Origin of the sequence: Rahnella inusitata (assembly GCF_003263515.1) — a bacterium.
In the GTDB taxonomy this organism is placed as follows: Bacteria; Pseudomonadota; Gammaproteobacteria; order Enterobacterales; family Enterobacteriaceae; genus Rahnella; species Rahnella inusitata.
The window spans coordinates 116,767-127,987 of the sequence record NZ_JYDE01000024.1; the positions used below are offsets into that span (position 1 = coordinate 116,767).

Below are 11,221 nucleotides of genomic sequence, written 5' to 3' on the forward strand. Positions count from 1 at the left end.
TTATCAGGTATTAACGAAGGTTGATGATCGCGTCGAAAATCGTCGAAGCCGTCTGCACGACCTGTGCGTTCGCCAGATAATATTGCTGATAGCGTTGCAGATCGCCGTACTCCTCATCGAGGTTAACCCCGGAGATAGACTGCTGCTGCGCGGTCAGTTGCGTCACAATGTTGGCCTGCGCAGTGCTGGTCGTTGTCAGCGTGCTGACCTGATTACCCACGTTGCTCACCAGGCTGGCGTATGCGCCGGACAGGGTTGATTTGCCTTCCACCAGTTTGGCGGTTTGCAGATTCAGCAATTTCTGGGCATTGGTGTTATCGCTGACGCCGCTGTCTGCCGCGCCTGCTGCTGCGATCAAAGATGAATCGCTGATAGCCACGTTCAGGCTGCCCGCCACGTTGCTAACGGTTTTGAGCGTAAAGCTGTCTTTGGTCGAAGGCGTTCCGGTAACGGAAACTGCCAGGCCGTCGAAGTTCAGGGTCGCATTGCCGCTGGCATCGGTGCCTGCGGTCGGGCTGATTTTTGCTCCGTCAGATACACGGGTCACATCCCAGCCGGTGCCGTTATACGCCATGGTGTAATCACTGGCTTTCACCGCGGTGGTGTCGGTATAAGCCACGCTGATATTGGCGGTACCGGTGTTCTTCACGTTGCCAACGGTGGTTGCACCGGTGAAAGAGAAGAAGTTGGTCCCGGCGTCACCATTGAGGTCAAAACCGGCTTTATTGGTGCTGTTGAAGCTGTCGGCCATGCTCAGCGCCAGCTGGCCCAACTGGTTGATCGCAGGCTCGAGGTTATCTTTACGAAATGCCAGCGTGCCGCCGAGTGAACCGGTTGTCAGGCGGCTTTCCTGAAGTTCTGTCACTGTGCCATCGGGCTGAGTCATGCCCACGGTCAGCTTGGTCGGATCTGCGCTGGAAGCCATTGCGACAACAGTTTTTGCATTGCCGCCGTTGACTAATGGCATGCCGTTGGCAAAGGAGACGTTGTAAGTGTCGCCATCCTGCTGCGTCACGACCACGCCGCTGATGTCGTTGAGCTGGCTGACCAGTTGATCGCGCTGATCGAGCAGCGCATTAGGCTCCTGACCGGTGCTGCCACGGGTGGCGGTGATCTGGCTGTTCAGTTTGGCAATCTGCGTGGCGTAGGTGTTGATCTGATCAACGTTCTGCGAAATCTGCTGGTTCACCGCAGTGTTCATGTCGTTGAGGTATTTCGCCGAACTGTTGAACTGTGCGGTCAGGCCCTGCGCTTCCCCTAAAACAGCCTGACGCGCGGCGCTGTCGCTGGCGTTGCTGGTCAGGGTTTGCAGGCCTTTAAAGAAGGTGGCCATGGTCGCATCGATACCGGTGGAGCTGTCGCCCAGTAAGTCATCGATAGAGCTGGCCTGATCGAGCTGGGTGGATAACGCGCTGCTGGTTGCGCTGGAGCCCAGCAACTGTTTCACCACAAAAGAGTTATATTCGCGATTCACGCCAGTGACCGTTACGCCGTTACCGATGTAACCCGCGCCCGTCGCCGTGCCATTGCTTTGGTTGATGATCGTTGTCTGACGGTTGTACCCGGCGACACTGACGTTAGCGATGTTGTTTCCGACGGTGCTGAGCGCGGCCTGCGCTGCGTTCAGTCCGCTCATTGCGGTATTGATTAAGCTACTGGACATGAGTGACCTTCTGGCTGCCGGTGTAAAAGTTTACCGCCGGATAAGTAAAGGGGTTGGGTCGGGGTGTAGGCCTTTTCCCATATTGATCTGGTTATCGGCGTGTGGTGCGAAAACTTGAGAGAAAAATGGCAACCGCTTTCAAACTTTTTTAATGCCTGAGAGGAGGTTGCCATTTTAAACGCGTATATCAGAAAATATCTTTGAGATCATGACTGTAGGCTTTTACAGCCTGCTCACCCGCGCCTTTGATTTTCTGGATCACGCTGACCAGTTTATCGGCGTAATTCGGGTCAGTGGCGTAGCCTGCTTTTTGTAGCGCATGTGCCGCTTGTTCCGGCGTACTCGCCGAGGCTACCTGCGCATAACGTGGGTTGTTGGTCAGCAGTTTGATGTAGTCGCTGATAGCTTCCACATACGAGCCGTATACGCGGAAACTGGCCTGGACTTTTTTCGCTACGCCGTTGGCGTATTCGGTGGTCGTGATATTAGTGGTCGGGCCGTCCCAGCTGCTGCCCGCTTTGATGCCGAACAGGTTGAAGCTGCGTTTGCCATCGCTGGTCGGAATTTCACGCTGCCCCCAGCCGGATTCCAGCGCGGCCTGCGCCATGATCAGCTGGTGCGGAATGCCGCTGTCTTTACTGGCGACCTGCGCCGGAATGCTCAGGTTGGAGACGAACTGCCCGCTGTCTTGCGAAAGCGGTGCGCCGCCGGTGGTGCGATCCGGTGCCGCAGGGATGGCTTTACGCAGATACTGTTCCATTGCCTGAATGGGCAGCGTTTTCAGTACTTCGTTATCCAGCGCCATTGGCACGGTGCCCGCCAGTTCTGACGGTTGTTTGGTGCCGCCGGTTAACTGTTCAACCATCATGTCCGCCATACCCAAGCCTTTGTTGGACATGTCCTGCGCAATTTGCTGATCGTACATCGATGTATAAAGCTTGGTTTGTTCGTTGCTCAGCAGCCCGCCTTCCGGCAACGCCTGACGCATGCTTTTCAGCATCATCTGCACGAACACCCCTTCAAACTGTTTCGCCACTTCTTTAATGTGCGCTTGCGGATCCAGCGACACATCCCGCTTCAGCTTGTTCAGGGACTGCGTGTCATACGCCGCCCCGGACATCGACATCAGATCGCTCATCAGATAATTTCCAAATCAGCACGCAGGCAACCGGCTGTTTTCATGGCCTGCAAAATAGACATCAGATCGATAGGCGTCGCCCCTAACGCGTTCAGCGTACGGACAACGTTGTTCAGGCTGGCGCTGGAGCGTACCTGCTGTATCGACCCGCCGGACTGACGCACGGAAATATTGGTGTTAGGCGTCACCACCGTCTGTCCCCCACCGAACGGCGTGTTCGGCTGGCTGACATCGTTCTGACGATCGACGACCACGGAAAGATTGCCCTGCGCGACCGCGCAGCTGTCGAGCGTGACGTCACGGTTCATGACCACCGAGCCGGTACGGGAGTTGATGATGACTTTCGCGTCCATCGGCCCGACGTTGACTTCGATGTTCTGGATCTGCGCCAGAATGCGCACCTGAGAAACATTCCCGCGCGGCACGACCACCTGAATGTTGCGTGAATCCAGCGCGGAAGCCACACCCATGCCCTGACGGTTGATAGCATCGCTGACCTGCTGGGCAAGGTTAAAGTCTTCGTCATTAAGTTGCAGGCTGATCACGCCTTCGGTGCCGAAGGTGCTTGGCAGTTCGCGTTCAATGGTTGCACCGCCGGTGATACGTCCGCCAGAAACCTGGTTCACCGTCACGCTGCTGCCACCGGCAGATGCTCCGGCACCGCCGACCAGCACGTTACCTTGTGCCAGCGCGTAGACCTGATTGTCGACCCCTTTCATTGGGGTCATCAGCAAGGTGCCGCCGCGAATGCTTTTGGCGTTACCCATGGAAGAGACCACCACGTCAATAGCCTGTCCTGCGCGGGAGAACGGTGGCATTTTGGCGGTGACCATCACCGCCGCGACGTTTTTCAACTGCATGTTGGTGCCAGCCGGAACGGTGATGCCGAGCTGAGATAACATGTTGGTCAGCGTCTGCGTGGTGAACGGCGTCTGCGTGGTCTGGTCACCCGTACCATCGAGGCCGACGACCAGACCGTAGCCGATCAGGGCGTTATCACGCACGCCCTGTACCGTGGTCAGATCACGAATACGATCGGCGGATGCGGGCAGTATCACCAGGGCGGACATCGCCAGACAGAAGATACCGGAAAGAATTTTTCGCATGATTGCCTCGTTATAACGGCGATAAGTTTAAGAAGAACCGCTGCAACCAGCCCATGTTCTGCGCTTCGTTGATGTAGCCATTCCCTACGTACTCGATACGCGCATCGGCCACCTGCGTGGAGACCACCGCATTCGCGCCGCTGATGGTGCGCGGGTTGACTACACCGGAGAACCGGATGAATTCGGTTCCCTGATTAATTTCGATTTGTTTCTCACCGACAACTTTCAGGTTGCCGTTGGCCAGCACTTCGCTGACGGTGACGGTCAATGTTCCGGTGAAGCTGTTGTTGGCGGCAGCGCCACCTTTGCCCGCGAAGGTGTTATCGCCGGACGTGTCCACCGCGGCGCGGGCATTGCCGAACAGCCCTTCCAGATAGCGCGGCGTGGTATCAAAGCCAAATTTGGTTGACCCGTTGCGGCTGGCGTTCGCCGAGGAGCTTTTGCTCGCACTGACGTTTTCCTGCAACACGATGGTCAGGGTATCGCCGATATTGCGCGGACGACGGTCTTCGAACAAAGGCTGATAACCATAGTTCATCGGCTGAACTGACTGGAAAATCGAACCGTTAGGAACCGGCGGTGCGGCGGGTGCAGGTGCCGCTGTGGTCGTGCCTGGCACCAGCGGGGTGTGCGGAAAATACGCGCAACCGTTCGCCAGTAACGTCACTAACAGCGGCAGAACCAGCTTGCCTGGTCGGTTTACAAGAGAAGTCTTTACCGACGTTATTTTTTTGGTCACCACAGTTATCGCCTTAAAAAAATCGACCTGACAGGAATCAGAAACCGTACAGGACAGGAGCGCTTAAGCCCCCGTCCTCTCATACATTACAGCTGCGAAAGTTTCTGCAGCATTTCGTCCGAGGTGGACACTGCTTTACTGTTGATTTCATACGCGCGTTGCGTCTGGATCATGTTGACCAGCTCTTCCGCCACGTTGACGTTCGAGGTCTCAACATAGCCCTGATACAACAGGCCAGCGCCGTTCAGGCCCGGTGTACTTTCTGTCGGTGCGCCGGAGCTTTGCGTTTCCTGGTACAGGTTTTCACCCATTGATTCCAGGCCGCTGTTGTTGATAAAGGTGCTCAGGGTTAACTGACCAACCTGCTGCGCCGCCGTCTGTCCCTGCTGGGTGACGCTGACTATCCCGTCGCGACCCACGGTCATGCTCAGGGCGTTGGTCGGGATGGTGATCGCAGGAATAACCTGATAGCCGCTGGAGGTCACCAGCTGACCGTTCTGATCAACCTGGAAAGAACCGTCGCGGGTGTAGGCCGTGGTGCCATCAGGCAACTGCACCTGGAAGAACCCCTCACCTTTGACGGCAATGTCTTTACTGTTGCTGGTCTGCGACAGGTTACCCTGCGAGAACAAACGTTCAGTAGAAACAGGGCGCACACCGGTACCTATCTGCAAACCCGAAGGCAGGTTGGTCTGTTCGGACGACTGCGCACCCGGCTGGCGGATTGTCTGGTACAGCAAATCTTCGAATACCGCACGCTGGCGTTTAAAGCCGTTGGTGCTGACGTTCGCCAGGTTGTTGGCGATGACGTCCATGTTGGTCTGCTGGGCATCCAGACCGGTTTTCGCGATATAAAGCGATGGGATCATGTCGTTACTCCTCTGCCATCATCAGGTCAGTGACAGCAGATTATTGGCACGTTGTTCATTTTCATCGACGCTGTGGATGACTTTCATCTGCATCTCAAAGCGGCGGGCGTTAGCTATCATGTCAACCATGGTTTCGACCGGTTGCACGTTACTGCCTTCGAGCGTTCCGGGCATAACGTGAATGGTCGGATCGGCCTGAAGCGCATTACCACGGGTCTGTGCAGTTTCCGGCGTCAGGCGGAACATGCCGTCGTCGCCTCGCATCACTTCACTGCCCGTGGCTTTAACCAGTTTCAGTTTACCGAGCTGACCCATGGTGTTCGGGTCAGCGCCGGCTTCCAGCACAGCAATCGTGCCGTCCGCAGAGATGGTCAGCTGCGAATTTGGCGGCACTTCGATTGGCCCGTTGTCACCCATCACCGGATGACCTTGTACGGTCAGCTGGTTAGTGGGTGACACCTGCATGTCACCGTTACGGGTATACGCTTCAGAGCCATCAGGCATCTGCACCGCCAGGAAACCATCCTGCTGTAAGGCCACATCCAGCGGACGGCCCGTGTAGTTAAGCTTCCCCTGCGACATGTCTGCGCCCGGCGTAGATGCCGTGACCAGTGTGCGGGTATCCAGACTTTGGCCATCCACCGGCACCGCGCGCATGGCTAAAAGCTGTGCACGAAATCCCGGTGTGGAGGCGTTAGCCAGGTTACTTGACGTGACCGACTGCTGTACCAGCGTCTGGCTGGCGGCGCCCATCGCGGTGTAGATAGCGTGATCCATAGTGCTGCCCTATCGAGTTTTATCGCGCGTTAGCGCAGGTTAACCAGCGTGTTCAGGATGGAGTCCTGAGTTTTGATGGTTTGCGCATTCGACTGATAGTTACGCTGAGCAACGATCATATTGACCAGTTCAGCACTCAGATCGACGTTGGATGATTCCAGCGCGCCACTGGTGATGCTGGCGAAGCCACCTTCGCTGGCGATGCCGTTAACGGCCTGACCAGAAGAAGAGGTCGCAGTCCAGACGTTATCACCTTCAGATTTCAGACCTTCCGGGTTAGAGAAGGAGCTCAGCACGATCTGGCCGAGCAGCTGGGTTTTCTGGTTGGAGTACGTGCCGGTGATGGTGCCGTCGTTATTGATGGTGTAGCCGGTCATCTGACCTGCTGCGTAACCATCCTGCGTCAGGGAACCGATGCTGTTGCTGCCGGTGCTCTGCTGAATACTGCCGGTGAAATCCAGTGCAACCGTTTGTGGAGAAACAGCGCCGTTGGCGGTGTTGTTCATCGGCAACGTCAGGCTCAGACCCGTCTGCGTAGTGCCGTCGGCGGCGTTAGTGCTGGTCAGTGCGCCGCTTGAGCTGAAGTTCAGCGTACCAATTTTACCGGCGGTAGAACCGGTCACGCTGCCATCCTGAGAGTAAACGTCCCAGCTGTTGGCGACCGTCGCAGACTTCACGAAGTACACGTTGTTATCGTGCGCGTTACCCAGTGAGTCATAGGTCGTGATGCTGTTGACGTAGTTGTAGCTGGTGTCATCGCTGCTGTTGAACGTGGCAGTTTTTGGTGCGGTGTCCGTAGAGTTCAGGTTCGCCACCATGGTGCCACCGACGGTGGATTTGGCGCTCATCATGGTCGTTGGCACGCTCAGTGCAACAGGCTGTGCGCCCGCAGCGATGGTCGGCGGTGTACCCGTGGCCGGGAAACCGGTCACGCTCAGACCCTGCATGTTTACCAGATTACGGTTCGCATCCAGAGACAGCTGGCCGTTTCGGGAGTAATACACGGTGCCGCTGCTGTCGGCCAGACGGAAGAAACCGTTACCGCTCAGTGCAACGTCCAGACCACGGGATGTCGTGGTGGTGGTGCCGTCGTTGAAGTTTTGTGTGACTGCGGCGACTTTAACGCCCATCCCCGTTTGTGAACCGGCGAACATATCGGCAAAAGACGCGGTCGCGGTTTTGAAACCGACGGTTGCGGAGTTGGCGATGTTGTTACCAATCACGTCCAGGTTGGACGATGCTGCGCTCAGGCCGCTGACTGCTTGCGAAAAGCTCATGTTAGCTCCAGTTTACTGTGTAGTGTTTATGCATCTTTAGCTCCTCCCCTGCGAAGAGGCGTCTTTGGCTCCCTGCCCTGCGAAAGGGAGGGTTGGGGTGGGGTATTACTGGCCATTAAGACGCAGCCAGTTATCCCGCCTCCCCGCCTCCCCCTTCGCAGAGGGAGGAGCAAAACGATTACAAAATCTGTCTTACCTGATCGACTGTCGTCGTTCCGCGCACACCGAGATCCAGCGAGGTGCCGGTCGTGTTGTTGATCACGCCGTTTACCAGTGCATAGTTCAGCGGCGTTGCCACCATTTGCTGATTGTTATTCAACGCATTGATGCTGAAGGAATAGCTGCCGTTCGGGGCTTTGGTGCCATCGTCCTGCGTGCCATCCCAGGTATAGCTGTGGACACCGGCAGTCTGGGAACCCAGGCTGATAGTCTTCACGGCTTTGCCGGTGGAATCGGTGACGGTAGCCGTGACGTTGTCCGCGGCGCTTTCCAGCTCCAGACCAAATGGTGTGGTGCTGACGGTGCCGTCGGTATCGCTGCCGACCAAAATGGTGCTGCCGGAAACCATCACACCGTGGCCGATCAGGGAACTTGCCTGAACTGAGGAGCCACTGGTGATTTGTCCGGAGATGCTGCCCAGCGTTGTGTTGAGTTTTTCAATACCGCTCACGGTACTGATTTGCGCTAACTGGGTGGTCAGCTGGCTGTTATCCATCGGATTGGTGGGATCCTGGTTTTTCAGCTGCGCCACCAGCAAGGTCAGGAAACTGCTGGATAAGTCATCGGCCGAACTTCCGCTGGTCGTGGACGTCGCGCTGGCCGCCGCAATGGTGTTATCCGTGGTGTCGTTAATCGACGTGGTAATTGCCATGGTTCGCTCCGCTATTGACCCAGAGTCAGAGTTTTCATCATCAACGACTTGGTGGTGTTAAGCACCTCGACGTTGGCCTGATAACTGCGGGAAGCAGAGATGGTGTTCACCATTTCGCTGACCACATCTACGTTTGGCATCTGTACATAGCCTTTAGCATCCGCCATCGGATTACCCGGCTCATACACCATGCGCATCGGCGCCGGATCATCGACTATTTGCGCCACTTTCACGCCGCCGGTTTCCTGGCCAGGTGCGGCATTTACCTGAAACACCACCTGTTTGGCCCGGTAAGGCTGACCATCGGGACCGGTGACGCTGTCGGCGTTGGCCATGTTACTGGCGCTGACGTTCAGACGCTGAGACTGCGCAGCGAGCGCAGAACCGGCGATATCAAAAATACCCAACATCGACATATGAAATTATCCTTGCAACACGGACATCATCGATTTGACCTGTCCACCAAGGACGGTCAGATCAGTCTGATAGCGCACGCTGTTATCGGCAAAATTGGTACGTTCACGGTCCATATCGACTGTGTTACCGTCCGCCGAAGGTTGGTCCGGGATCCGGTACATCAAATCCATATCGGCTGCCTGGGCGTTCGATGCCGGAATGTGGCGGTCAGACGTCAGTGATAAAGACATACCGCTGCCACTGGCGCGGCCTTGCTCCATCACTTTCTGTAACTGACTGGCGAAATCAATATCGCGCGCCTGGTACCCTGGGGTATCGGCGTTGGCGATATTGGCTGAAAGTATTTCTTGCCGCTGGGCGCGCAGGTTGAGCGCTTCCTGTTGGAACTGTAGTGCGGCGTTCAATTTGTCGAGCATGCGCCCTCCGCAAAATGAGATTTTGGAGCCGACAGCATAATTGCGGGTGTCAATAACCTATCGTCTGAATAAGCGCAAAATCGGGCGCTATTTGTTCCTTTAGGAATTGAAAAGTGCGGGTAGACTTGTCGCCAGTAGACTTATGGCCCGCACACTGGCACAAGGATAAATCGCGAATGAGCAGACTGATGATGGGACGCTGCCGCTTCATACTGACCTGCATGCTTCTGGGTGCAACGGTCAGTGCGGGCAGTTATGCGCAAAATGCACCGGTGAAAACCGTGCCCGCTCAGATCAATAGCGATACACTGCTCTCCAGCCAGTTACAGCAGTTCTTCCGTCAGCAATATGCCGACAGCGGCATGCAGGTTTCTGTGCAGGTCACCACGCCGGTGGCGCGCCAGCCACAGTGCCTCGCGCCGCAGTTTATGCTTTCGCCAAACGGCCGCACTTGGGGCAATGTGTCGGTAGCGGTGAACTGCAACGGGAAAAAAAGCTACGTGCAGACCAAAGTGCAGGTGAGCGGAACCTACTGGGTGGCGGCGAAAAATGTCCCTGCCGGTGCGCACCTTGCACAAGCAGATATGCAGCAGAAGACCGGAAGACTGGACCTGCTGCCGCAAAAAGCGATTTTAGACAGCCAACAGGCGCTTAACGGCGTGACCCTGCGCAACATCAACATCGGTCAGCCACTGACGCTCTCTATGCTGCGCCGTCCGTGGATGGTTCACGCCGGTCAGGAAGTGCAGGTGCAGGCGACGGGCAGCGGCTTCAACGTGTCCAGCGCAGGTAAGGCCATGAACAATGCAGCAGCAAATGAATCCGTCCGGATCAGGATGCCTTCAGGCGTGATAGTCAATGGTACGGTGGGTTCAGACGGGTCTGTCACGGTGGAAATTTAGTGATGAATCGTCACTTTTTCGGCAATAAAGGCTAAAGTTATTCCTCCACATGTCGATAACACACGTATCAGAGTCGTCACACGACGGCATTTTTAGGGTATTGACCCTAACTTATTGCCCTGGACAGTTCGTGTTGCACGGAGCAAACGCACCGGCAACGTGAAGTCTGACGGGCAATTACCGGAGAAAAAAATATGGCTATTGATCGTACTCAAGGCGTTTCGCCTCTCAGCCCGATCCAGCAACGTGATCCTTCTGAGACATCTGTACAGAACGCGCGTAAAGAAGACACCGTTTCCAGCACCAAAACCAGCGGTACCGCAGTGACACTGAGCGAAGCCCAAACCTCGCTGACTCAGTCAAGTGCGCAGGATATTAATACAGCCCGTGTAGACGAGCTGAAGCAGGCGATCCGTGATGGCAAACTGACAATGGACACGGGCAAAATTGCCGATGCCCTGTTGCAAGACACACAGGATTATCTCAAAGATTTTTAAGTTGAAAGGTAATTAGGCACGATGAAGAACTTTATCAAGACCATGACTACCCTGGTTGAAACGTTGCAAGCGCTGGATCAAGTGATTAATCACGAACAAACGATACTGTGCTCAGGCCGTGTTAACGGAGCGGCCCTGCAACACATCACCGAGCAGAAAAGCTCCTTGCTGGCCACGGTAGACTATCTTGATAAACAACGTCGTCAGCACGACGAGCGCCTGAAACAAACCGCACCCTACTCGCGTCAGCCAGAAATCGCCGCGATGTGGAAGCAGGTGGTACAAATGACCACCAAACTGAGTCAGATCAACCGGCACAACGGATTACTGCTGGGGAAACAGATCGACTACAACACTGAGGCTCTCGCGATCCTCAACGCCAGCCAGTCGCAGAAATTCTATGGTGCGAACGGGCTGGAGACGGTGACGGGACAAATGGTCCGTAAGATCTCCGTCTGATCCCAGACTAAACGGGTCTGAGTGCCTGGTGCTCGGATCAAGAACGTTTTCTGCGACAAATTTATAGCGTGCTATACCCCCTCCCGGCCT

General features: G+C 55.8%; 13 protein-coding genes. 3 read left to right on the forward strand and 10 right to left on the reverse strand.

Annotated features, from left to right (window positions below):
• Positions 1-10: 10 nt before the first annotated feature.
• The 10 genes from flgK to flgB all read right to left on the reverse strand — a co-directional run bounded on the left by flgK (position 11) and on the right by flgB (position 9,273).
• Complete coding sequence (gene flgK, locus TU92_RS15675) at positions 11-1,663, reverse strand: flagellar hook-associated protein FlgK (RefSeq protein WP_112168148.1); 1,653 nt, start codon at positions 1,661-1,663, stop codon at positions 11-13.
• Positions 1,664-1,850: 187 nt separating this feature from the next.
• A complete protein-coding gene (gene flgJ, locus TU92_RS15680; protein WP_112168149.1) occupies positions 1,851-2,801 on the reverse strand; it encodes a flagellar assembly peptidoglycan hydrolase FlgJ in 951 nt (316 codons plus the stop codon).
• Complete coding sequence (locus tag TU92_RS15685; protein WP_112168150.1) at positions 2,801-3,907, reverse strand: flagellar basal body P-ring protein FlgI; 1,107 nt, start codon at positions 3,905-3,907, stop codon at positions 2,801-2,803. Before TU92_RS15685 ends, flgJ begins: the two co-directional genes overlap by 1 nt.
• 10 nt (positions 3,908-3,917) lie before the next feature.
• Complete coding sequence (locus TU92_RS15690) at positions 3,918-4,634, reverse strand: flagellar basal body L-ring protein FlgH (RefSeq protein WP_112168163.1); 717 nt, start codon at positions 4,632-4,634, stop codon at positions 3,918-3,920.
• Between the two features lie 98 nt (positions 4,635-4,732).
• The gene (gene flgG, locus TU92_RS15695; protein WP_056769747.1) at positions 4,733-5,515 is read right to left on the reverse strand and encodes a flagellar basal-body rod protein FlgG; all 783 of its coding nucleotides are present in this window, start codon (positions 5,513-5,515) and stop codon (positions 4,733-4,735) included.
• A 21-nt stretch (positions 5,516-5,536) separates the two neighbouring features.
• Positions 5,537-6,292, reverse strand: a complete 756-nt coding sequence (locus tag TU92_RS15700; RefSeq protein WP_112168151.1) for a flagellar basal body rod protein FlgF — start codon at positions 6,290-6,292, stop codon at positions 5,537-5,539.
• Positions 6,293-6,321: 29 nt separating this feature from the next.
• Positions 6,322-7,569, reverse strand: coding sequence for a flagellar hook protein FlgE (flgE, locus tag TU92_RS15705; protein ID WP_112168152.1), 1,248 nt, complete (start codon positions 7,567-7,569; stop codon positions 6,322-6,324).
• Positions 7,570-7,747: 178 nt separating this feature from the next.
• Positions 7,748-8,440, reverse strand: coding sequence for a flagellar hook assembly protein FlgD (gene flgD, locus TU92_RS15710; RefSeq protein WP_112168153.1), 693 nt, complete (start codon positions 8,438-8,440; stop codon positions 7,748-7,750).
• An 11-nt stretch (positions 8,441-8,451) separates the two neighbouring features.
• Positions 8,452-8,856, reverse strand: a complete 405-nt coding sequence (gene flgC / locus TU92_RS15715; RefSeq protein ID WP_112168154.1) for a flagellar basal body rod protein FlgC — start codon at positions 8,854-8,856, stop codon at positions 8,452-8,454.
• Between the two features lie 6 nt (positions 8,857-8,862).
• Positions 8,863-9,273, reverse strand: coding sequence for a flagellar basal body rod protein FlgB (flgB, locus tag TU92_RS15720; protein ID WP_112168155.1), 411 nt, complete (start codon positions 9,271-9,273; stop codon positions 8,863-8,865).
• 176 nt (positions 9,274-9,449) lie between these two features.
• On the opposite strand from flgB, the gene flgA reads away from it, so the two are divergent.
• From flgA to TU92_RS15735, 3 genes are all read left to right on the forward strand, one after another.
• Complete coding sequence (flgA, locus tag TU92_RS15725) at positions 9,450-10,175, forward strand: flagellar basal body P-ring formation chaperone FlgA (RefSeq protein ID WP_112168156.1); 726 nt, start codon at positions 9,450-9,452, stop codon at positions 10,173-10,175.
• Between the two features lie 194 nt (positions 10,176-10,369).
• Positions 10,370-10,672, forward strand: a complete 303-nt coding sequence (flgM, locus tag TU92_RS15730) for a flagellar biosynthesis anti-sigma factor FlgM (RefSeq protein ID WP_112168157.1) — start codon at positions 10,370-10,372, stop codon at positions 10,670-10,672.
• A 21-nt stretch (positions 10,673-10,693) separates the two neighbouring features.
• Positions 10,694-11,131 (forward strand): flagella synthesis protein FlgN, encoded by a 438-nt coding sequence (locus tag TU92_RS15735; RefSeq protein ID WP_112168158.1) that lies wholly within the window; start codon positions 10,694-10,696, stop codon positions 11,129-11,131.
• Positions 11,132-11,221 lie beyond the last annotated feature (90 nt).